16 protein-coding genes and 1 tRNA gene are annotated in these 22,736 nt (G+C 68.3%); 3 read left to right on the plus strand and 14 right to left on the minus strand.

All coding sequences use genetic code 11. From position 1 onward, the window contains the following. Positions 1-206: 206 nt before the first annotated feature. Positions 207-2,696, plus strand: coding sequence for a YfhO family protein (locus ACFYW3_RS12365; RefSeq protein ID WP_389386192.1), 2,490 nt, complete (start codon positions 207-209; stop codon positions 2,694-2,696). 288 nt (positions 2,697-2,984) lie between these two features. Here ACFYW3_RS12365 and ACFYW3_RS12370 read toward each other — a convergent pair whose 3' ends face one another. From ACFYW3_RS12370 to ACFYW3_RS12415, 10 genes are all read right to left on the minus strand, one after another. Further along, on the minus strand, positions 2,985-6,884 hold the full coding sequence (locus ACFYW3_RS12370; protein ID WP_053682628.1) for a DNA-directed RNA polymerase subunit beta': 3,900 nt from the start codon (positions 6,882-6,884) through the stop codon (positions 2,985-2,987). Between the two features lie 97 nt (positions 6,885-6,981). Beyond that, positions 6,982-10,464: a DNA-directed RNA polymerase subunit beta gene (rpoB, locus tag ACFYW3_RS12375; RefSeq protein ID WP_351385736.1), complete on the minus strand. Its 3,483-nt coding sequence runs from the start codon at positions 10,462-10,464 to the stop codon at positions 6,982-6,984. Between the two features lie 595 nt (positions 10,465-11,059). Beyond that, positions 11,060-11,443 carry a 50S ribosomal protein L7/L12 gene (gene rplL / locus ACFYW3_RS12380; protein WP_037792014.1) on the minus strand — a complete coding sequence of 128 codons (384 nt, stop codon included), beginning with the start codon at positions 11,441-11,443 and terminating at the stop codon, positions 11,060-11,062. 110 nt (positions 11,444-11,553) lie between these two features. Beyond that, positions 11,554-12,084 carry a 50S ribosomal protein L10 gene (gene rplJ, locus ACFYW3_RS12385; RefSeq protein WP_008739730.1) on the minus strand — a complete coding sequence of 177 codons (531 nt, stop codon included), beginning with the start codon at positions 12,082-12,084 and terminating at the stop codon, positions 11,554-11,556. 286 nt (positions 12,085-12,370) lie between these two features. Then, positions 12,371-13,240, minus strand: a complete 870-nt coding sequence (locus ACFYW3_RS12390; RefSeq protein ID WP_351752064.1) for an LppX_LprAFG lipoprotein — start codon at positions 13,238-13,240, stop codon at positions 12,371-12,373. Between the two features lie 211 nt (positions 13,241-13,451). Beyond that, on the minus strand, positions 13,452-14,180 hold the full coding sequence (rplA, locus tag ACFYW3_RS12395; RefSeq protein ID WP_053682631.1) for a 50S ribosomal protein L1: 729 nt from the start codon (positions 14,178-14,180) through the stop codon (positions 13,452-13,454). A 91-nt stretch (positions 14,181-14,271) separates the two neighbouring features. Further along, positions 14,272-14,706, minus strand: coding sequence for a 50S ribosomal protein L11 (rplK, locus tag ACFYW3_RS12400; RefSeq protein WP_053682632.1), 435 nt, complete (start codon positions 14,704-14,706; stop codon positions 14,272-14,274). 168 nt (positions 14,707-14,874) lie between these two features. After that, on the minus strand, positions 14,875-15,792 hold the full coding sequence (gene nusG / locus ACFYW3_RS12405; RefSeq protein WP_389386193.1) for a transcription termination/antitermination protein NusG: 918 nt from the start codon (positions 15,790-15,792) through the stop codon (positions 14,875-14,877). A gap of 84 nt (positions 15,793-15,876) precedes the next feature. Then, positions 15,877-16,158, minus strand: a complete 282-nt coding sequence (gene secE / locus ACFYW3_RS12410) for a preprotein translocase subunit SecE (RefSeq protein ID WP_030298162.1) — start codon at positions 16,156-16,158, stop codon at positions 15,877-15,879. 105 nt (positions 16,159-16,263) lie between these two features. After that, positions 16,264-16,336, minus strand: a tRNA-Trp gene (locus ACFYW3_RS12415). A 204-nt stretch (positions 16,337-16,540) separates the two neighbouring features. Here ACFYW3_RS12415 and ACFYW3_RS12420 point away from each other — a divergent pair. Next, positions 16,541-17,767 carry a pyridoxal phosphate-dependent aminotransferase gene (locus ACFYW3_RS12420; RefSeq protein ID WP_351752067.1) on the plus strand — a complete coding sequence of 409 codons (1,227 nt, stop codon included), beginning with the start codon at positions 16,541-16,543 and terminating at the stop codon, positions 17,765-17,767. 164 nt (positions 17,768-17,931) lie between these two features. Continuing rightward, a complete protein-coding gene (locus tag ACFYW3_RS12425; RefSeq protein WP_053682635.1) occupies positions 17,932-18,951 on the plus strand; it encodes an adenosine deaminase in 1,020 nt (339 codons plus the stop codon). Here the strand turns inward: ACFYW3_RS12425 and ACFYW3_RS12430 are convergent. From ACFYW3_RS12430 to ACFYW3_RS12445, 4 genes are all read right to left on the minus strand, one after another. Further along, positions 18,941-19,357, minus strand: coding sequence for a hypothetical protein (locus ACFYW3_RS12430; protein ID WP_389386194.1), 417 nt, complete (start codon positions 19,355-19,357; stop codon positions 18,941-18,943). The two genes, ACFYW3_RS12425 and ACFYW3_RS12430, sit on opposite strands and share 11 nt — an antisense overlap. Positions 19,358-19,372: 15 nt before the next feature. Continuing rightward, positions 19,373-20,521, minus strand: coding sequence for a UDP-N-acetylmuramate dehydrogenase (locus tag ACFYW3_RS12435; protein ID WP_389386195.1), 1,149 nt, complete (start codon positions 20,519-20,521; stop codon positions 19,373-19,375). 11 nt (positions 20,522-20,532) lie between these two features. After that, positions 20,533-22,023 carry a DHA2 family efflux MFS transporter permease subunit gene (locus ACFYW3_RS12440; protein WP_389386196.1) on the minus strand — a complete coding sequence of 497 codons (1,491 nt, stop codon included), beginning with the start codon at positions 22,021-22,023 and terminating at the stop codon, positions 20,533-20,535. Positions 22,024-22,134: 111 nt separating this feature from the next. Further along, positions 22,135-22,719, minus strand: a complete 585-nt coding sequence (locus ACFYW3_RS12445; RefSeq protein ID WP_389386197.1) for a TetR/AcrR family transcriptional regulator — start codon at positions 22,717-22,719, stop codon at positions 22,135-22,137. Between the last annotated feature and the right edge of the window lie 17 nt (positions 22,720-22,736).

Raw genomic sequence — 22,736 nt, forward strand, 5'->3', positions numbered from 1 at the left:
GCACACCCGCAGGCCAGACGCGCCAAGGGTTTCGGGGCGTCGACGCCCTGCGCCGCCGGCACGGCTGTGCGGAAGCCGCGCGCATGTGGTACGCCCCCTCCACCCACACCGCGGCGCGGGACGCCGCCGTGCACCGCCCTAGACTGGCGAGCCGGACAAACGTCGCCCGGCTCAGTCGATCAGCAGGGAGCAGTGCATTGGGGACCGTGGCCTCGGAGCCCACAGCGCAGGACACCTCGTCCCCCGACCCGCGCAGGCCGGCCGCCAAGCGCCGGCTCCACCGCTGGTACGGCCCGCTGCTCGCCTTCCTCGTCACCGCGGCCGCGTTCTGCACGGCGTGGGTCGCCCGCGGTTCCTTCCCCTTCGGCAACACCGGCCGGGCCATCAACGACCAGGCCAACCAGTACGTGCCCTTCCACCGTGCGCTGTGGGACCTCGTACACGGCCAGGCCGCCGGCGACGTGCTGTTCACCTGGCGCGGCGGCTTCGGCCAGCAGTTCCTGTCCGACTACCACACGTACCTCGGCAACCCGTTCTCCTGGCTGGCCGTGCTGGTCCCCCGGGAGCACGTGGACCTGGCCGTCTTCGCGATCACCCCGATCACCATGGGCACCGCCGCCGCGCTGATGACGGTGTACCTCGGCAAGCTGCAGCCCGGCCCGTGGTGGCAGCGGGGCGTGCTGGGAGCGACGTACGGCCTGTGCGGGTGGGCGCTCAGCGACGCCTCGTACATCCCGATGTGGCTGTGGGGCCTGGTCGCGCTGCCGATGCTCGGCATCGCCGTCGAATGGTGCCTGGAGGGGCGGCGCTGGCCCGGCGTGGCACTGTTCGTCGCGCTCGCCTGGTTCGGGAACTTCTACACCGCGATGATGGCCACCATCGCCGCCTGCGTCCTGCTCGGGATCCGGCTCCTCACCCGTGACATGACGGGTCCCCAGCGGCTGCGCGCCGTGTGGCGGGCCTCCACCGCCGCCGCGACGGGCATCCTGCTCACCCTGCCGCTGCTCCTGCCGTCGTTCCTGTCCAGCGGGGCCTCGCAGCCCACCAAGGCCGCCGCGTTCGACCCGGTACGGATCGACGTGTTCCTGGCGGGCATGCTGCCCGCCACCCACCTGTGGGGCGGGCGGCCGCGACTGTACGTGGCCTCGTTGGGACTGATCCTGGCCGGGACGTTCGTGTTCAACACGGCGATCGCCAAGAAGACCCGGCTGGTGTGGGCCGCGGTGACGCTGCTGGTGGTGGCGTCCTTCCAGTTCCCGCCGACCCAGTACGTCTGGCACGGCCTGGCCATCCCGAACGGCAATCCGTACCGCGAGGCCTTCGTCTTCAGCGGCATGGTGGTGGCCGTGGCATGGCTGGCGCTGGCCAACAGGCCGCGCCCCCGGCACGTGGCCCTGGCCGCCGGCCTGCTGGTCGTGGCCACCTTCGTGCTCCGCGACACCGACGACTTCGGCGGCTCGACCTGGCCGGCCGTTCTCGGCGGCGGCGCGGTCTCGCTGCTCGCCCTGGTCCTGCTCGCCCTCGGTGAGAAGCGCCGCGTGCTGATCCCCGTGGCCGCCGTCCTGATGGTCGGCGTCGTCTTCGCCGAGTCCACGGCCGCCGCGGTCAACGCCGACACCCGGCGGGCCCGCGAACGCTGGGCGCAGCCGGCCGCCACCTCGAACCGATCGATCGGCAACCACGCCGACGCCGTCCGCGGCGTGGAGGGATGGCCCGCGTACCGGACGGACTCGGGCACGCCGCAGACCTCGTACAACGACGCCCTGTCCCTTCGGGCGGAGGGTCCGCAGTACTACAGCAGCTACCTGCCGGAGGCCACCTACAAGGCCCTGGAGCCCCTCGGCTACGGCTACAAGAACGACGGCCGGACCTTCTTCGGCGCCGACAACCCCGTCCTGGACGCGATCTTCTCGATCGGCGCCCGGGTCCGGCCCGGCGACTCGAAGAACAGCTGGAACGCCTCGAAGTTCCCCGCCCCTCCCCTGGTCACCGTGCGCACGGGCCCCTTCACCTCGCCCGCCCCGGCCGACAGCGTCTACGCCCGCCAGGAGAACGTCCTGGGCGCCGCCGTCCACCAGGTCCCCGACGTCACCCGCGGCGGCAGCGCCACCGAGCAGACGTACACGGCCCGGTGCGTGCCCGGCTCCGAGGCCTTCTGGTACTCCCCCGCCCTCAACGGCACGCTCCGCGCCGACGGCGTCAAGCTCCCCCTGGAAGACCGCATGAGCGGCGTCCTGCCCCTCGGCCAGGTCCCCGCCTCCGGCCGCCTCGACGTCACCGTGAACACCCGGACCAAGAACGCCGACGCCGGTGCCCACCCCATCGGCTGCCTGAACCGCGCCAAGCTCGACGCGGCCGTCGAGCGGCTCACCGCCACTGGCGCCACCAAGGTCACCGCGAGCGGCCACGGCATCGAGGCCTCCCTCCCCAAGGGCGCCGCCGGCACCGCCGTGTTCGCGATGACCGCCGTCCCGGGCTGGCAGTGCTCGGCCGGCTCCGGACCGGCCGCGCCCCCGGCCGACTTCAACGGCCTGGTCTCCCTGCCCCTCCCCGCGGGCACGGACAAGGTCTCCTGCACCTTCACCCCGAAGGGCCTCGCCCCCGGCCTCGCCGCCGCCGCCCTGGCCCTCCTGGCGCTGATCTCGGTAACGGTCACGGGCCACCGCCGCCGGCGCCGCACCACGCCCACCCCCTGACGCGCCGGCGCCGCACCACGCCCACCCCCTGACGCGCCGGCGCAGGGCGATTCGTGCGTTCCAGAGCCGCTGGAAGCCGCTCTTCAGCCGACCGTGAGCTCGTCTGTCCACCCCGCACCGCGCCCAGGCAGGGAGCGGTGCGGGGCCGTGGGCGCGTCCTCTCCACCCACCCCGACCACCGCACCCGGCTGCACCACCTCCGGCGGTACCTCCGAGCCACACGGTGGAAACGCCGCAGGGCGGCCACCCTCTCGGGTGACCGCCCTGCGGTTACTGCTCTGGTCCGACTCAGCCGTTGTACGGGCCGTAGTCGTAGTCCTCCAGCGGGACAGCCTGGCCGGAGCCGGTGCCGAAGGGCGAGTAGTCGATGTCGTCGTAGCCGACGGCCGAGTACATCGCGGCCTTGGCCTCTTCGGTGGGCTCGACCCGGATGTTGCGGTAGCGGGACAGACCCGTACCGGCCGGGATGAGCTTACCGATGATGACGTTCTCCTTGAGGCCGATCAGGGAGTCGGACTTGGCGTTGATCGCCGCGTCCGTCAGAACCCTGGTCGTCTCCTGGAAGGACGCCGCCGACAGCCACGACTCGGTGGCGAGCGAGGCCTTGGTGATACCCATCAGCTGCGGACGGCCGGAGGCGGGGTGACCGCCCTCGGTGACCACACGACGGTTCTCGGTCTCGAACTTCGACCGCTCGACCAGCTCGCCCGGCAGGAGCTCCGCGTCGCCGGACTCGATGATCGTCACGCGGCGGAGCATCTGCCGAATGATGATCTCGATGTGCTTGTCGTGGATCGACACGCCCTGCGAGTTGTAGACCTTCTGGACTTCGCCGACCAGGTGGACCTGGACCGCGCGCTGACCGAGGATGCGCAGCACGTCGTGCGGGTTGGTGGCACCCATGGTGAGCTTCTGGCCCACCTCGACGTGGTCGCCCTCGTGCACGATGACCTTGGCGCGCTTGGAGATCGGGAACGCCGTCTCCTCGCTGCCGTCGTCGGGCGTGATGACGATCTTCTTCGTCTTCTCGGTCTCCTCGATCCGCACGCGACCGGCGGCCTCGGAGATCGGGGCGACACCCTTCGGGGTACGGGCCTCGAAGAGCTCGACGACACGCGGCAGACCCTGCGTGATGTCGTCACCGGCCACACCACCGGTGTGGAAGGTACGCATCGTCAGCTGGGTACCGGGCTCACCGATGGACTGGGCGGCGATGATGCCGACCGCCTCACCGATGTCGACCAGCTTGCCGGTGGCGAGCGAGCGTCCGTAGCAGAAGGCACAGGTGCCGACCGCGGACTCACAGGTCAGGACCGAGCGGGTCTTGACCTCCTCGACGCCGTTCGCGATGAGGGCGTCGATGAGCACGTCACCGAGGTCCACGTTGGCCGGCGCGATGACCTTGCCGTCGATGACGACGTCCTCGGCCAGCATGCGGGCGTAGATGGAGGTCTCGACGTCGTCGGCCTTGCGCAGAACGCCGGCCTCGTCCTTGACACCGATCTTGAGCTTGAGGCCGCGCTCGGTGCCGCAGTCCTCCTCGCGGATGATGACGTCCTGCGAGACGTCCACCAGACGACGGGTGAGGTAACCCGAGTCGGCGGTACGCAGGGCGGTGTCCGCCAGACCCTTACGGGCACCGTGCGTGGAGATGAAGTACTCCAGAACGGTGAGGCCCTCACGGAAGGACGCCTTGATCGGACGCGGGATGGTCTCGTTCTTCGCGTTCGACACCAGACCACGCATACCGGCGATCTGTCGCATCTGCATCATGTTTCCTCGGGCACCCGAGTCAACCATCATGAAGATGGGGTTCGTCTTGGGGAAGTTCGCGTTCATCGCCTCGGCAACCTCGTTGGTCGCCTTGGTCCAGATCGCGATGAGCTCCTGCGTGCGCTCGTCCTTGGTGATCAGACCGCGCTCGTACTGCTTCTGGACCTTCTCGTCCATCGCCTCGTAGCCCGCGACGATGGCCTTCTTGGCCTCGGGCACGACGACGTCGGAGATGGCCACGGTGACGCCCGAACGGGTCGCCCAGTGGAAGCCGGCCGCCTTCAGGTTGTCGAGCGTCGCCGCCACGATGACCTTGGGGTAGCGCTCCGCCAGGTCGTTGACGATCTCGGAGAGCTGCTTCTTGCCCACCGAGTAGTCGACGAACGGGTAGTCCTCGGGCAGCAGCTCGTTGAAGAGCGCGCGACCCAGGGTCGTCTTCAGACGGAAGCTGTCGCCCGGCTGGAACTCCTGCTCGCCTTCCTCGGCGACCGGCGCCACCCAGCCGCGCGGCGGGATGGTGCCCACCGGGAAGCGGATGTCGACGGCCGACTGGAGAGCCAGCTCGCCGTTGTCGAACGCCATGGTCGCCTCGGCCGTGGAGCCGAACGCGCGGCCCTCGCCCTTGACGTCACGGAGCTCGCCGTCGGTGGTGAGGAAGAACAGACCCAGCACCATGTCCTGGGTCGGCATGGTGACGGGACGACCGTCTGCCGGCTTCAGGATGTTGTTCGAGGACAGCATCAGGATGCGGGCCTCGGCCTGCGCCTCCGCCGACAGCGGCAGGTGCACGGCCATCTGGTCACCGTCGAAGTCCGCGTTGAACGCGGTGCAGACGAGCGGGTGGATCTGGATGGCCTTGCCTTCGACCAGCTGGGGCTCGAAGGCCTGGATGCCGAGGCGGTGCAGCGTGGGCGCACGGTTCAGCAGAACCGGGTGCTCGGCGATGACCTCTTCGAGCACGTCGTAGACGACCGTGCGGCCGCGCTCGACCATGCGCTTCGCCGACTTGATGTTCTGCGCGTGGTTCAGGTCGACCAGGCGCTTCATCACGAACGGCTTGAAGAGCTCCAGCGCCATGGCCTTCGGCAGACCGCACTGGTGCAGCTTCAGCTGAGGACCGACGACGATCACGGAACGCGCGGAGTAGTCCACGCGCTTGCCGAGGAGGTTCTGACGGAATCGACCCTGCTTGCCCTTGAGCATGTCGCTCAGGGACTTCAGGGGGCGGTTGCCGGGACCGGTGACCGGGCGACCACGACGACCGTTGTCGAAGAGGGCGTCCACGGCCTCCTGGAGCATGCGCTTCTCGTTGTTGACGATGATCTCGGGGGCACCGAGGTCGAGAAGGCGCTTCAGGCGGTTGTTGCGGTTGATCACGCGGCGGTACAGGTCGTTCAGGTCGGAGGTCGCGAAGCGGCCACCGTCCAGCTGCACCATCGGACGCAGGTCCGGCGGGATCACCGGCACGCAGTCCAGAACCATGCCCTTGGGCTTGTTGCTGGTCTGCAGGAACGCGGAGACGACCTTGAGGCGCTTGAGCGCACGGGTCTTCTTCTGGCCCTTGCCGGTACGGATGATCTCGCGGAGGCGCTCGGCCTCCTCCTCCAGGTCGAAGGACTCCAGGCGCTTCTGCAGCGCCGCGGCGCCCATGCAACCGTCGAAGTACGTGCCGAAGCGGTCACGCAGCTCGCGGTAGAGGAGCTCGTCGCCCTCCAGGTCCTGGACCTTGAGGTTCTTGAAGCGGGCCCACACCTCGTCGAGGCGGTCGATCTCGCGCTGGGCGCGGTCACGGAGCTGCTTCATCTCGCGCTCGGCACCTTCGCGCACCTTGCGGCGTACGTCGGCCTTCGCGCCCTCGGCCTCGAGCTCGGCCAGGTCGGTCTCGAGCTTCTTGGCACGGCCTTCGAGGTCCGCGTCACGGCGGTTCTCGATCTGCTGGCGCTCGACGGAGACGTGCGCCTCCAGCGACGGGAGGTCGCGGGTGCGACGCTCGTCGTCGACGAACGTGATCATGTACGCGGCGAAGTAGATGACCTTCTCGAGGTCCTTCGGCGCGAGGTCCAGCAGGTATCCGAGGCGCGACGGGACGCCCTTGAAGTACCAGATGTGGGTGACGGGAGCGGCAAGCTCGATGTGGCCCATCCGCTCACGGCGCACCTTGGCGCGCGTGACCTCGACGCCGCAGCGCTCGCAGATGATGCCCTTGAAGCGGACACGCTTGTACTTGCCGCAGTAGCACTCCCAGTCCCGGGTCGGACCGAAGATCTTCTCGCAGAAGAGTCCGTCCTTCTCGGGCTTGAGCGTGCGGTAGTTGATGGTCTCCGGCTTCTTGACCTCGCCGTGCGACCAGGTTCGGATGTCGTCCGCGGTGGCAAGGCCGATCCGCAGCTCGTCGAAGAAGTTGACGTCGAGCACTGTGCGTCAATCCCTCTTTCGGGGTCGAGTCTCAATCATGGTCTGAACGGTCCCGGGGATGACGGGGGGCTCTTGAGCGAGCCCCCCGTCAGGCCCGTCAGACCTCTTCGACGCTGCTCGGCTCGCGCCGGGACAGGTCGATACCGAGCTCCTCCGCCGCGCGGAAGACGTCCTCGTCGGTGTCGCGCATCTCGATGGACATGCCGTCCGAGGACAGCACCTCCACGTTGAGGCAGAGCGACTGCATTTCCTTGATGAGCACCTTGAAGGACTCGGGAATGCCCGGCTCGGGGATGTTCTCGCCCTTGACGATGGCCTCGTAGACCTTCACGCGGCCGGTGACGTCATCGGACTTGATGGTCAGCAGCTCCTGGAGGGCGTAAGCGGCGCCATAAGCCTCGAGCGCCCACACCTCCATCTCACCGAAGCGCTGGCCACCGAACTGCGCCTTACCACCCAGCGGCTGCTGCGTGATCATCGAGTACGGACCGGTCGACCGAGCGTGGAGCTTGTCGTCGACCAGGTGGTGGAGCTTGAGGATGTACATGTACCCGATGGAAACCGGGTCCGGGAACGGCTCGCCGGAGCGGCCGTCGAACAGACGCGCCTTGCCGGACGGGAGGACCAGACGGTCACCGTCGCGGTTCGGGATGGTGTGCTCGAAGAGGCCGGCAAGCTCGTCCTCACGGGCACCGTCGAACACCGGGGTGGCGACGTTGGTACCGGGCTCGACGCGGTCGGCACCGATGACCTTCAGTCGCTCGGCCCAGTCCTCGGCGAGACCGGAGACGTCCCAGCCGCGGCTGGCGAGCCAGCCGAGGTGGATCTCCAGGACCTGTCCCGGGTTCATTCGGGACGGGACACCCAGGGGGTTCAGGATGATGTCGACCGGCGTGCCGTCCTCAAGGAAGGGCATGTCCTCGATCGGAAGGATCTTGGAGATGACACCCTTGTTGCCGTGGCGGCCGGCGAGCTTGTCACCGTCGGTGATCTTGCGCTTCTGGGCGACGTAGACGCGGACCAGCTGGTTCACGCCCGGAGGAAGCTCGTCGCCCTCCTCGCGGTCGAAGACGCGGACACCGATGACCTTGCCGATCTCACCGTGAGGAACCTTGAGCGAGGTGTCACGCACCTCGCGGGCCTTCTCACCGAAGATCGCGCGGAGCAGACGCTCCTCCGGGGTCAGCTCGGTCTCACCCTTGGGCGTGACCTTGCCGACCAGGATGTCGCCGGCGACGACGTCCGCACCGATGCGGATGATGCCGCGCTCGTCGAGGTCCGCGAGGACCTCCTCGGAGACGTTCGGGATGTCCCGGGTGATCTCCTCGGGGCCCAGCTTGGTGTCACGGGCGTCGACCTCGTGCTCCTCGATGTGGATCGAGGAGAGGACGTCGTCCTGTACGAGGCGCTGCGACAGGATGATCGCGTCCTCGTAGTTGTGACCTTCCCAGGGCATGAACGCGACGAGCAGGTTCTTGCCGAGGGCCATTTCGCCCTCTTCGGTCGCGGGACCGTCGGCGAGGACCTGCGCCTCGATGATGCGGTCACCCTCGTTGACGATGACCTTCTGGTTGACCGAGGTGCCCTGGTTCGAGCGGGAGAACTTCGCGACGCGGTACGTGGTGTACGTGCCGTCGTCGTTGGCGACGGTGATGTAGTCGGCCGAGACCTCCTGGACGACACCGTCCTTCTCCGCACGAATCGAGTCACCGGCGTCGACGGCGCAGCGGTACTCCATGCCGGTGCCGACGAGCGGCGCCTCCGCCTTGATGAGCGGAACGGCCTGGCGCATCATGTTCGCGCCCATGAGGGCACGGTTGGCGTCGTCGTGCTCCAGGAAGGGGATCATCGCGGTCGCGACGGACACCATCTGGCGCGGGGAGACGTCCATGTAGTCGACGTCGTCGCCGGCGATGTAGTCGATCTCGCCACCACGACGGCGGACCAGCACGCGGTTCTCGGTGAAGCGCATCTCGTCGTTCAGGCCGGCGTTGGCCTGGGCGATCACGAAGCGGTCTTCCTCGTCCGCGGTCAGGTAGTCCACGTCGTCCGTGACGACACCGTCGATGACCTTGCGGTACGGGGTCTCGACGAAGCCGAACGCGTTGACGCGACCGTAGGACGCGAGCGAGCCGATCAGACCGATGTTCGGGCCTTCAGGGGTCTCGATCGGGCACATGCGGCCGTAGTGCGACGGGTGCACGTCACGGACCTCGAAGCCGGCCCGCTCACGCGAGAGACCACCCGGACCGAGCGCCGACAGACGGCGCTTGTGGGTGAGACCCGACAGCGGGTTGTTCTGGTCCATGAACTGCGACAGCTGGCTGGTGCCGAAGAACTCCTTGATGGAGGCGACGACCGGCCGGATGTTGATCAGGGTCTGCGGCGTGATCGCCTCGACGTCCTGAGTCGTCATGCGCTCGCGGACGACGCGCTCCATACGAGCCAGACCCGTGCGGACCTGGTTCTGGATGAGCTCGCCGACGTTGCGCAGACGACGGTTGCCGAAGTGGTCGATGTCGTCGGTCTCGACGACGATCGAGCGGCCGGACTCGCCGGTCGTCTCGGTCTCACCGGCGTGCAGCTTGACCAGGTACTTGATGGTCGCGATGACGTCGTCGGTGGTCAGCACACCGGCGTCGAGCGGCTCGTCCGCGCCGAGCTTCTTGTTCACCTTGTAGCGGCCGACCTTGGCGAGGTCGTAGCGCTTCGGGTTGAAGTAGAGGTTCTCGAGCAGCGTCTGAGCGGCCTCGCGGGTCGGCGGTTCGCCCGGACGCAGCTTGCGGTAGATGTCGAGCAGCGCGTCGTCCTGGCCCTGGGTGTGGTCCTTCTCCAGGGTGGCGCGCATGGACTCGTACTCGCCGAACTCCTCGAGGATCTGCTCGGTGGTCCAGCCGAGAGCCTTCAGGAGGACGGTGACGGACTGCTTGCGCTTGCGGTCGATGCGGACACCGACCATGTCGCGCTTGTCGACCTCCATCTCCAGCCAGGCACCCCGGGACGGGATGATCTTGGCGGAGAAGATGTCCTTGTCGGACGTCTTGTCGATGGAGGAGTCGAAGTAGACACCAGGGGAACGGACAAGCTGCGACACGACGACACGCTCGGTGCCGTTGATGACGAAGGTGCCCTTGTTGGTCATGAGCGGGAAATCGCCCATGAAGACCGTCTGAGACTTGATCTCTCCGGTCTCGTTGTTCGTGAACTCGGCAGTGACGAACAGCGGAGCCGCGAACGTGAAGTCGCGCTCCTTGCACTCGTCGACAGAGTTCTTCGCCGGCTCGAAACGGTGGTCGCGGAAGGTCAGCGACATCGACCCGGAGAAGTCCTCGATCGGCGAGATCTCCTCGAAGATCTCTTCCAGACCGGACTTTGTGGGGACGTCCTGTCCACTCTCAAGCGCCGACTCGACGCGGGACTTCCAGGCGGCGTTGCCGAGAAGCCAGTCAAAGCTCTCGGTCTGCAGCGCCAGGAGGTTCGGAACCTCGAGGGGCTCCTTGATCTTTGCAAAGGAGATGCGCAGCGGGGCGGTGCTGGCACCGTTGTTCGTATTGGTCGAGGCGTTGCGCGAGGCGGCCAAGAGGGGGTCCTTCCGAGGGCTCGGACTCACTACGCGCGTACCGGTCCCAGCCGACACAGAAGACGGAAGCCCCCGACTTGGCCGAAAGACCAGGTCAGGACGGATCAATCAAGTGTGCTCAAGCGTGGGCATGCCCCTGGCGACGGGCAGGGGGCAGCTAACAGGCAGCGCAAAGGGTCAGTGTAGCCACTCGGCTCACTGATGTCCAGACCAGGTTTCCGGAAACCGGCAACAGGCCTTCCCCGTGTCGTTTAAAAACCAACCCTGCATCCAACGCTGCGGCGCTCTCGCACACAGAGCGCGTATCAGTACTGCCCTCTTCGTAGTCGATCCATGCCTCGGATCGTCGATCCTCGCCTCGGATCACCGGAGCGAGCCGACCCATCTCACGACGGGTCTGAGAATTGCGCGCCACCGGCCGTTCGTCAAGGCCCCCTGCTCCGAGCGGATCATCTCCCGACCCTGCTTCGAGGCAACGAAGATCACCCTACTCCCCAACGAGACCAGGGCAAGTCAGGCACTCCGGGTACGCCAAAGGGCGACCACCCTTACGGGTGATCGCCCTTTGAAGAGGCTTCAGAGAGCCTCTGAGGTGTTACTTGACCTCGACAGCCGCGCCGGCAGCCTTGAGGGACTCGGCGGCCTTGTCAGCGGCCTCCTTGGCGACCTTCTCGAGAACCGGCTTCGGAGCGCCGTCGACGAGGTCCTTGGCCTCCTTCAGACCCAGGGAGGTCAGCTCGCGCACGACCTTGATGACCTGGATCTTCTTGTCGCCGGCACCGGTGAGGATGACGTCGAACTCGTCCTGCTCCTCGACGGCCTCGACAGCGGCGCCGCCACCGGCCGGGCCGGCAACCGCGACGGCCGCGGCGGCGGTGACGTCGAACTTCTCCTCGAAGGCCTTCACGAACTCGGAGAGCTCGATGAGGGTCATCTCCTCGAACTGGGCGAGGAGGTCGTCCTGAGAGAGCTTCGCCATGATGGGCGATCCTTCCACTAATTCGGCAGGTGCCGGATGTATATAGAGGCGGGCGTAACGGCCCGCTACGACCCACGCACTAGGCGGCGTGGATCAGTGCGCGAGCCGAATTACTCGGCACCGCCCTGCTCGGCGAGCTTGACGCGAAGCGCTTCCGCGGTGCGGACGAACTTCGACGGCAGCGCCTGGAAGAGCGAGGCAGCCTGAGACTGCTTGCCCTTGAACGCGCCGGCCAGCTTGCTGAGCAGAACCTCGCGGGACTCGAGGTCCGCAAGCTTCTTGATCTCATCGGCGGTGAGCGCCTTACCATCAAGGACACCCGCCTTGATGATGAGGTTCGGGTTGTCCTTGGCGAAGTCACGCAGGCTCTTCGCCGACTCCACCGGGTCACCGGTGATGAAGGCGACCGCGGTCGGACCAGCGAAGTGCTCGTCCAGCGCGGTGATCCCGGCCTGGTTGGCCGCAATCTTGGTCAGCGTGTTCTTCACCACGGCGTACTGGGCGTTCTCACCGAGCGAACGACGCAGCGTCTTGAGCTGCGCCACGGTGAGACCCCGGTACTCGGTCAGCACGGCGGCGTTCGAGCTCTGGAACGCGTCCTTGAGCTCGGCTACCGCGGCAGCCTTGTTGGGCGTCGGCATAGCGCTTCGGCCTCCTTCCGGGTGATGAGGACCGCTCAGAAGGGGCTGAACAACAAGAACGCCCCGGCGCAAGCGCACGGGGCGTAGCTCAACCGAATGACTTCGGGAACTTTCCACGAACACCTGCGCAGGACGTCCGCATTCAGCGGATCCTTCGGCCACCGCACCCTTGCGAGCACGGCAACGACCAGCGGTCTTTGGCTTCCGGGGAATCGTACGTGAACCAGACGTTGTCAAGCAAATCCGCTCGGGATCAGCTCGTACGGCGGGTTCGGGAGGGGGCCGATCAGCCCTGCTCGCCGCCGTCCTTCATCATCTCGGCGAGGTCCATGACCTGGTCGGCCGGCGGGGCGACGATCTCGACCGGCTTGTTGTAGTCGAGGAACTTCATGGTCATGTCCATCGGGCCCTTGGCGGCGGTGCCGCGGGTGCGGACCTGCTTGGTGTGGTCCTGCTCGTCGATCCACATGTCCACGGTCAGGCTCTTGATGCCCTCGTCCTCCATCGCCTTGAGGGACTTCTCCCGGCGCTCCTTGGTCTCCGGGGTGCCCGACGCCAGCGAGGCCCGCATCTTCTCCAGGGGGACGGTGCCGACGAGGTGCCGCGTCTTCACGCCGTCGATGGTCTCCTCGCCGAGGGACTTGAGGTCCTCGGACTTGAGCAGCTCGTCGGCCTTGTCTCCCGGGTTCTCACCCTGCGCGCCCTGACCGAGGCCTTCCATCTTCTTGGAGGTCTCGGCGCCCATCGCCTTCATGTCGAACTTCATCCACTTGCCCTCGCTGCCCATGTACATGGCACCGTCCAGCAGGCGCATCTCGACCGACCCGGCGGCGCCCGTGTCAGCGGGGGTGGCCATCTTCATGGCCATGGCCACCGTGGGCTTCATGCGCATGGAGACCTCGCCGGAGACCTTCTGGCCCATGGCGCTCCCGGACATGGTGTAGCGAAGCGAGGTGATCTCCTCGGACTTCTTCTTCACCTTCTCCAGGTACGCGGCCGGCGAGACCTCGATGGCGGCCTTGGACGGCGCCGCGGCGGCCGGGGCCGCCGACTTGGCCGCTCCGTCCTTCTTGCCGTCCTCGCAGGCCGTGGCGCCACCCACGAGCAGGACGGCGGCCAGCACGGCGCCGGCGGTCTTGTTGCGGTGTACGAGCATGTTGGAGTCCCCACCCCTGGTGTGATTGTTTGACTAATTTCGACCATACGTGGCGTGATCCACACTCGTCGTGCGCATTTCCCGTCAATCCGTGCAGGTGTGGCGCGCTCCACATGGTTCGGGCAAAGAAAACGGGCCCCTCGGCTCCCGTGAGGGAGCCGAGGGGCCCGTTCTGCCGTTCAGCGAGCCCGAGGGCTCAGAGCCGTGAGGCTCAGACCGCGGCCGGGTCTTCCTCGACGAGGAGGTTCCGGGTGCGGTTCGAGTCCAGCTGGATGCCGGGACCCATCGTGGTGCTCAGGGCGGCCTTCTTGATGTAACGGCCCTTCGCGGCGGACGGCTTCAGACGAAGGATCTCGTCCAGGGCCGCGCCGTAGTTCTCGACGAGCTGCTCATCGGAGAAGGAGACCTTGCCGATGATGAAGTGCAGGTTCGAGTGCTTGTCGACGCGGAACTCGATCTTGCCACCCTTGATCTCGGTGACAGCCTTGGCGACGTCCATCGTGACGGTGCCGGTCTTCGGGTTCGGCATGAGGCCACGGGGACCGAGCACGCGGCCGAGGCGGCCGACCTTGCCCATGAGGTCCGGGGTGGCGACAACGGCGTCGAACTCGTTGAGGCGGTTGCCCTTCGCGATCTCGTTGATCAGCTCGTCGTCGCCGACGATGTCGGCGCCGGCGGCTTCCGCGGCCGCAGCACGGTCACCGGTCGCGAAGACCAGGACCCGGGCGGTCTTGCCGGTGCCGTGCGGGAGGTTCACGGTGCCGCGGACCATCTGGTCGGCCTTGCGCGGGTCTACACCCAGGCGGAAGGCGACCTCGACGGTGCTGTCGAACTTGGTGGCGGAGGTCTCCTTGGCGAGACGGACGGCCTCGAGCGGGGCGTACTGCTTCTCCCGGTCGACCTTGGCGTCCGCAGCGCGGAGAGTCTTGCTGCGCTTCACTTCTGCTCCTGTGTTGTGACTTCAGGCGTGGAGTCGTGGTGCGGACCAGCGCTTGGCCCTACCACTGGTGTTGCCGGGCGGTGTGGCTGAATCAGCCTTCGACCGTGATGCCCATCGAACGCGCGGTGCCGGCGATGATCTTCTCGGCCGCGTCGATGTCGTTGGCGTTCAGGTCAGGCATCTTGAGCGTGGCGATCTCGCGGACCTGGTCACGCGTGAGCTTCGCGACCTTGGTCTTGTGCGGCTCGCCGGAGCCCTTCTCCACGCCCGCGCTCTTCAGGATGAGGCGCGCGGCCGGCGGAGTCTTGGTGATGAAGGTGAAGGAACGGTCGTCGTAGACCGTGATCTCCACCGGCACGACCATGCCACGCTGCGACTCGGTCGCGGCGTTGTAGGCCTTGCAGAACTCCATGATGTTGACGCCGTGCTGACCGAGCGCGGGGCCGACCGGCGGAGCCGGGTTGGCCGCACCGGCCTTGATCTGGAGCTTGATAAGCCCCGTGATCTTCTTCTTCTTGGGAGGCATTGCTCTCTCCGGGTCCTAGTGAGAGTTTTCGCCTTCATCCGGTCATCCGGATGGAGGCATACCGCACCACGATAACGGGTATCGGTGCGAGGCTAAAAACCGAGCAGGTCAGACCACCCTTTTCGGGGCGATCTGACCTGTTCGAAGCAGTTGCTCAGAGGAACGTGATCAGTTCTTCTGGATCTGGTCGAAGCTGAGCTCGACCGGGGTCTCGCGGCCGAAGATCTCGACGAGACCCTTGACCTTCTTCGAGTCCGGGTTGATCTCGTTGATCGTCGCCTGCAGCGTCGCGAACGGGCCGTCGGTGACGGTGACCGAGTCGCCGACCTCGAAGTCGAGGACCTCGATGGTGCGCTTGACGGCGGGCGCGGGCAGGCCCGCGGCCTCGGCGGCGGCCTTGTCGGCCTTCTCCTTGGCCTCCGGCGCGAGCATCTTGAGGATCTCGTCCAGGGTCAGCGGGTACGGGTCGTAGGCGTTGCCGACGAATCCGGTGACACCGGGGGTGTTGCGGACGACGCCCCAGGACTCGTTCGTCAGATCCATGCGGACGAGAACGTAGCCGGGCAGCTTGTTCTGCCGGACGTTCTTGCGCTCGCCGTTCTTGATCTGGACGATCTCTTCCTCGGGCACCTCGGCCTGGTAGATGAACTCCTCGACGTTCAGCGAGACGGCACGCTGCTCCAGGTTCGCCTTCACGCGCTTCTCGTAGCCCGCGTAGGTGTGGATCACGTACCACTCGCCCGGCAGGGAGCGCAGCTCCTGGCGCAGGGCCTCGGTGGGGTCGACCGGCTCGGCGGGCTCGACCTCGGCGGCCTCTTCGGCAGCCTCGTCGTCCTCGGCCTCTTCGGCGTCCTCGTCGTCGGTCTCGACGTCGTCGGTGGCCTCTTCGGCCTCCGCGTCGTCCTCGGCCTGCGCGTCAACCTCGTCCTCGACGTGCAGCGCGGCCTCTTCGGCCGCGGCACCCGCCTCGGCGTCGGCGAGCTCGGCTTCGTCGGGGTCCACGGCGTCTGCAGCCTCGACGATGTCGAGCTCGTCCTCGACGGACTCGACGGAGTCGGGGCTCACGTTCAGGTTCGGGTCAGACACGGTGGCTGCTTCTTCCTGGATACAAAAGGTGGTCGAACATGCGAAAACGGGCGGCACCCATCAAGGCGCCGCCCTCCGCGGGGATCAGCCGAAGACGAACTTGATGGCTTCCTGGAACCCATAGTCAATCACGGTCACCAGACCGATCATGATGACGACGAAGACAATCACCACGGTGGTGTACGTCGTGAGTTGGTTGCGGGTCGGCCATACAACCTTGCGGAGTTCCGCGACGATCTGGCGGTAGAACAGCGCGAGCCGGCCCAGAGGGCCCTTCTTGCCGCGCTTGCCGCCCTTGCGGGCCTTCTTCTCGCGAGTGTCGTCCTCGGCGTCAGGCATGTCGATGGAGCCCAGGGCGTCCGTCACGTCTCTCACCTGAATCCGGGTCGTGGCCGTAGCCGCGCCCGGTTGCGCCGCACGGCGTTGCATCGAAGTACGTACCTGCGCACACGTCCGAGAAGGAGTGTGGAGCAGGGCCGGAGGGACTCGAACCCCCAACCGCTGGTTTTGGAGACCAGTGCTCTACCAATTGAGCTACGACCCTTTGCGTTCCCCAACCTACCGCATCCGAGCGAGTGCACGGAGTGCGCACGCTTTGGAGCTGTCGGCGAGGTCCAACGACAGGTGAGCATACGTGCTCCTGGCCCTGACGTCGAACAGAAGCCGCCGCGAGGGGCGTCCGGATCTCGTTCGTCCGGTACCTGAAACGGTGTGCGGCGCTTCCGGGCCGTCTGGGACGATTGGACCCATGACCTCTGCAACGCCTTCCTCCGAGCGCCGGGTGTCCGCCCGTATCGGCGCCATTTCCGAGTCCGCCACCCTCGCCGTGGACGCCAAGGCCAAGGCCCTCAAGGCCGCCGGGCGCCCGGTGATCGGCTTCGGCGCCGGCGAGCCCGACTTCCCGACGCCGGACTACATCGTCGAGGCCGCCGTCGAGGCCTGCCGCAACCCGAGGAACCACCGCTACACGCCGGCCGGCGGTCTGCCGGAGCTGAAGGCCGCGATCGCCGCGAAGACGTTGCGCGACTCCGGCTACGAGGTCGACGCCTCCCAGATCCTGGTGACCAACGGCGGCAAGCAGGCGATCTACGAGGCGTTCGCGGCCATCCTCGACCCGGGTGACGAGGTCATCGTCCCGGCTCCGTACTGGACCACCTACCCGGAGTCGATCCGCCTCGCGGGCGGCGTCCCGGTGGAGGTCGTCGCCGACGAGACCACCGGCTACCGGGTCTCGGTCGAGCAGCTGGAGGCCGCGCGCACCGAGCGCACCAAGGTCGTCCTGTTCGTCTCCCCCTCCAACCCGACGGGCGCCGTCTACTCCGAGGCCGACGCCGAGGCGATCGGCCGCTGGGCCGCCGACAAGGGTCTGTGGGTCCTGACGGACGAGATCTACGAGCACCTGGTCTACGGCGACGCGAAGTTCGTCTCGCTGCCGGCGATCGTTCCCGAGCTGGCCGACAAGTGCATCATCGTGAACGGCGTCGCCAAGACGTACGCGATGACGGGCTGGCGCGTGGGCTGGATCATCGGCCCGAAGGACGTCGTGAAGGCCGCGACCAACCTCCAGTCCCACGCGACCTCCAACGTCTCCAACGTGGCGCAGGTCGCGGCGCTGGCCGCCGTGTCCGGCAACCTGGACGCGGTCCACGAGATGCGCGTCGCCTTCGACCGCCGCCGCCAGACGATCGTGCGGATGCTGAACGAGATCGACGGCGTGTTCTGCCCGACGCCCGAGGGTGCCTTCTACGTGTACCCGTCGGTCAAGGACGTCCTCGGCAAGGAGATCCGCGGCAAGCGCCCGCAGACCTCCGTCGAGCTGGCCGCGCTGATCCTCGACGAGGCCGAGGTCGCGGTCGTCCCGGGCGAGGCCTTCGGCACCCCGGGTTACCTCCGTCTCTCGTACGCGCTGGGCGACGAGGACCTGGTGGAGGGCGTGTCCCGGATCCAGAAGCTGCTGGCGGAGGCCAAGGCCTAGTCCTACGGGGCTTTCCGAGCGGTTCACGAGCGGCGGTTCCCCGGTTCGGGGGGCCGCCGCTCGGGCGTCCGCGGGGTCCGGCGGGAGTCGCTCACCCGTTCGAGCAAGACCCCGATGGGTAAAACGCCCTCCCGCTCGGCGCGTGAGTACGGCAGGATCACCGGATGGAGCACGTACGCGATCTCACGCTTCTGCCGAAAGCCCACCTCCACCTGCACTTCACCGGCTCGATGCGCCCGTCGACCCTGCTGGAGCTCGCCGACAAGTACGGCGTGCGCCTGCCCGAGGCCCTGACCGGCGGTGAACCACCCAAGCTGCGGGCCACCGACGAGCGGGGCTGGTTCCGCTTCCAGCGGCTCTACGACACGGCCCGGTCCTGTCTGCGCGAGCCCGACGACATCCGCAGGCTGGTGCGCGAGGCCGCCGAGGAGGACGTGCGGGACGGCAGCGGCTGGCTGGAGATCCAGGTGGATCCCACTTCCTATGCCCCGCTCCTCGGCGGGATGATCCCGGCCGTGGAGATCATCCTCGACGCCGTGGACGCGGCCTCCCGGGAGACCGGCCTGGGGATGCGGGTGATCATCGCGGCGAACCGCATGAAGCACCCCCTCGACGCCCGGACCCTGGCCCGGCTGGCCGTCCGGTACGCCGATCGCGGCATCGTCGGCTTCGGTCTCTCCAACGACGAACGCCGCGGGATGGCCCGTGACTTCGACCGGGCCTTCGCCATCGCCCGCGAGGGCGGCCTGTTGGCGGCCCCGCATGGCGGGGAGCTGACCGGCCCGGCCTCGGTGCGGGACTGCCTGGACGACCTGGACGCCTCCCGCATCGGGCACGGCGTGCGGGCGGCCGAGGATCCGCGGCTGCTGAAGCGGCTCGCGGACCGGCAGGTCACCTGTGAGGTCTGTCCGGCGTCCAACGTGGCCCTGGGCGTCTACGAGCGCCCCGAGGACGTGCCGCTGCGCACGCTCTTCGAGGCGGGGGTGCCGATGGCGCTGGGGGCGGACGACCCGCTGCTGTTCGGGTCCCGGCTGGCGGCCCAGTACGAGATCGCGCGCCGCCACCACGGTTTCACGGACGCGGAGTTGGCGGAGCTTGCCCGGCAGTCGGTGCGCGGTTCGGCCGCGCCGGAGGACGTCCAGGGGAAGCTGCTGGCGGGGATCGACCACTGGCTCACCGGGTGAGCCGCAGGTCTCCCTCGTGACAGTCGGCCCGGACCCGGTCGCCGTCGACGAAGCCGATCTCCAGGTGGGTGCGTCCGGTCTCGGGGACGGCGTACTCGGCCACGGTGGCGACGGTCTCGCCGAGGTGGCGCAGGAAGGGGTGGTCGCCGAGGTCCTCGCCGACCTCGATGCGGCCCCACTCCCCCATGTCGTAGGGCGCGTGCGGTGACTCCGACTCGACGATGAGGCACTGGTCGGACCCGGTGGTGATGCGGGTGGACTCGCCCTCGTTGTCGATCAGCCACACGTCGAGCGGCGCCTCGGAGCGTTCGCCCTCGTAGACGTGCCAGGACGCGACGACGCCGCTGATCGTGCGTCCCACCAGCCGGGTGGGGTCCGTGCCGGCACCGTGCAGGGGGCATTGCATGGCGGCCGGGACTCCTCAGATGCTGACGCCGACCGTCACCGGTTCGTTGACCAGGGTGACGCCGAAGGCCGCGTGGACGCCCGCGACGACCTCGCGGGCCAGGGCGAGGAGGTCCTCGGTGGTGGCCTCGCCGCGGTTGGTGAGGGCGAGGGTGTGCTTGGTGGAGATGCGGGCGGGGCCGGTGCCGTAGCCCTTGGTGAAGCCGGCCTTGTCGATCAGCCAGGCCGCGCTGGTCTTCGTCCGGCCGTCGCCGGCGGGGTAGGCGGGCGGGGCGGTCTCGGCGCCGAGGCGGTCCTGGACGCGGGCGAGGAAGGCGGCGTACGCCTCGTCGGTCAGGATCGGGTTGTGGAAGAACGAGCCGGCCGACCAGGTGTCGTGGTCGGCGGGGTCCAGGACCATGCCCTTGCCGGCGCGCAGGCGCAGTACGGTCTCGCGGGCGGTGGTGGCCGGGACGCGGTCACCGGCCTCCACGCCGAGGGCGCGGGCGGTCTCGGGGTACTTGATCGGCGCGGACAGGCCGCCGGCGTCTTCGAGGGCGAAGCGCACGCGCAGGACGACGTAGCGGTCGGGCTGGTCCTTGAAGGTGCTGTTGCGGTAGCGGAAGCCGCACGCGTCGGCGGGGAGGGTGACCGTCTCGCCGGTGGTGCGGTCGTAGGCGACGACCTCGGTGATGGTGTCGCGGACTTCCTGGCCGTACGCCCCGACGTTCTGGATGGGCGTGGCGCCGGCGGAGCCGGGGATCCCGGCGAGGCACTCGATGCCGGCGAGGCCGGCTTCGACGGTGCGGGCGACGGCGTCGCTCCAGTTCTCGCCGGCGGCGAGCTCCAGGCTCGTGCCGTCGAGGGTGAACCCGGTGGTGGCGATGCGCAGGGCGGTGCCGGCGAATCCCCGGTCACCGATGACGAGGTTGCTGCCGCCGCCGATGAGCAGCAGTGGGGTGCCGCTCTCGTCCGCGGCGCGGACGACGGCGATCACCTCGGCGTCGGTGGTCGCGGTGACCAGCCGGGCCGCGGGGCCGCCGAGGCGGAAGGTGGTCAGCGGGGCGAGGGGGGCGTCGTGGAGTTCCTGCACGGGGACAAGAGTACGGTCCGTCCCCCTCGCATCCCTGCGGGGCCACGGACCGTACCGGTTCTTCGCCCGTGTCGGCGGGGTGCCCGCCGACACGGGGCCCTGCCTCAGCCGGCGGCGGGCACCTTGGCCGGCGCCGGGGCGGCGGCTTCGGGGCTCGCGGGAGTCCCGGGGCGGTCCTGGTCCCGCGTCTTGGCCTTGCCCGGGAGCAGGAGGGCGAGGCCGGCGGCGAGGGCGACGGCGACGGCGCCGATCCACAGGGCGGGGATCGTGCCGTCGGTGAAGGCCTGGGGGCTCTCGTAGCCGCCCTGGGCGGAGAAGACGGAGGCGAGGACGGCGACTCCGAGGGCTCCGCCGACCTCGCGGAGGGCGTTGTTGGTGCCGGAGGCCTTGCCCTGGTCGGCGGGGGCCACGGTGGACATCAGCACGTTGGCGGCGGGGGCGAAGTACAGGGCCATGCCGATGCCGCTGAGGATGAGGGCGGGGAGTTGGGCGGCGTACGAGACGTCGGCGCTGAGGATCATCGCGAACCAGCCGAGGCCGAGGGCCTGGAACGCCAGTCCGGCGGCGACGACCGGCCGGCCCCCGATCCGGTCGGAGAGGATGCCCGCGATCGGCGCGACGATCATCGGCATGCCGGTCCAGGGGAGCATGCGCAGTCCGGCCTCGGTGGGCGAGTAGCCGGCGACGCCCTGGAGGAACTGGGCGAGCAGGAAGATCGATCCGAACATGCCGAGGAACATCAGCAGGCTGGCCAGGTTGATCCCGAGGAAGCCCCGGTTACGGAAGAGCCGCATGGGGAGCATGGGGTTCGCGTGGCGTATGCCGTGGCGGATGAACGCGGCGACGAGCGCGCCGCCGACGATCAGGCCGGTGAGCACGGGGGCGCTGGTCCAGCCGTCGGAGTTGGCGTTGACCAGGGCGTAGACGATGCCGAAGAGGCCGCCGCTGATCAGGATCGTGCCGGGGACGTCGAGGCGGGAGTCGGGGGCCGTGGACTCGGCGAGGCGGAGTCGGGCGAGGGGGATCAGGGCGAGACCGATCGGCACGTTGAGCCAGAAGATCCACTGCCAGGAGATGTGTTCGGTGAGGCTGCCGCCGATGAGGGGGCCGCTGGCGACGGCGAGGCCGGTGACGGCTCCGTAGATGCCGAGGGCCATGCCGCGCCGGGCGGCCGGGACGGCGGCGGTGAGGAGGGTGAGGGTGAGCGGCATCATGATCGCCGCGCCCACGCCCTGGACGGCCCGGGCGGCGATCAGCTCGTCTATGCCGGGCGAGAGGGCCGCGGCGGCGGAGGCGCCGGTGAAGATCGAGAGGCCGACGATGAACAGCCGGCGGCGGCCGAAGCGGTCACCGAGGGCGGAGCCGAACATGAGGAGCACGGCGAAGGTGAGCGTGTAGGCGTTCACCGTCCACTCCAGGTCCTCCAGCTTGCCGCCGAGGTCCTCGCGGATCGCGGGCAGGGCGGTGGTGACGACGAGGTTGTCGAGGGCCGCCATGAAGCTGGCGACGCCGGTGAGGATGAGGGCCCAGACGGCGGGTGCCTTGAGCCTGGTGTCGGCGCTCGTGTCGCCGGGTGCGATGCCTTGCCTGTCCACGTTTCCCCCTACGGATACTGTTTGTTAGTTATTGCTGACTAACTTTCTTGCCCGCACGACCGCCGGGACGGCGTCGAACGGTGGCCCGGCCGAGACGCGACCGGTCGCGCGCTAAGCGCTCGTACGGATGTCGGGTGCGGGATCGCCCGCCGCGTCCAGGAGGCGGCACCCCTCCCAGACGCGGTGCTCGGGCGGGAAGCCCAGGGCGGAGAGGGTGTTGATGAGCATCCCGTGCGCCATGAAGCCGGCGGTCTGGTCGGCGTCGCCGCCGATCGCCGCCCGCACGGTGTCCCACAGGCGCATCCAACCGGCCCGGACCATCACCCCGAACTCCGTCTCCCCCTCGGCCTCGGCGGCCGCCACGGCCACGTTCGACTGGAGTTGCATCAGGAGCTTGTCGGGGTGCTCGGCGATGAGCCGCGTGTACGCCTCCGCCATGGCCTTGAGCGCGTCCTCGCCGTCGAGGCCCTCGGAGGCCTCCTCGAAGGCGAGCCGAATGTCCTCGGTGCAGCGGGCGACGGCTTCGACAAAGATCGCCTGCTTGCTCGGGAACAGCCGGAACAGGTACGGCTGCGAGACGCCCACCCGCTTGGCGATCGTCTCGGTGGAGGTCCCGTGGTAACCGCCACGCGCGAACTCGTGCATCGCCGCACGAATGACGCTCTCGCGTCGCTCGTCTGCGCTCATCCTTGCCATACGGATAAGTTAGTACT

Source organism: Streptomyces sp. NPDC002602, assembly GCF_042889445.1.
Taxonomy (GTDB): domain Bacteria; phylum Actinomycetota; class Actinomycetes; order Streptomycetales; family Streptomycetaceae; genus Streptomyces.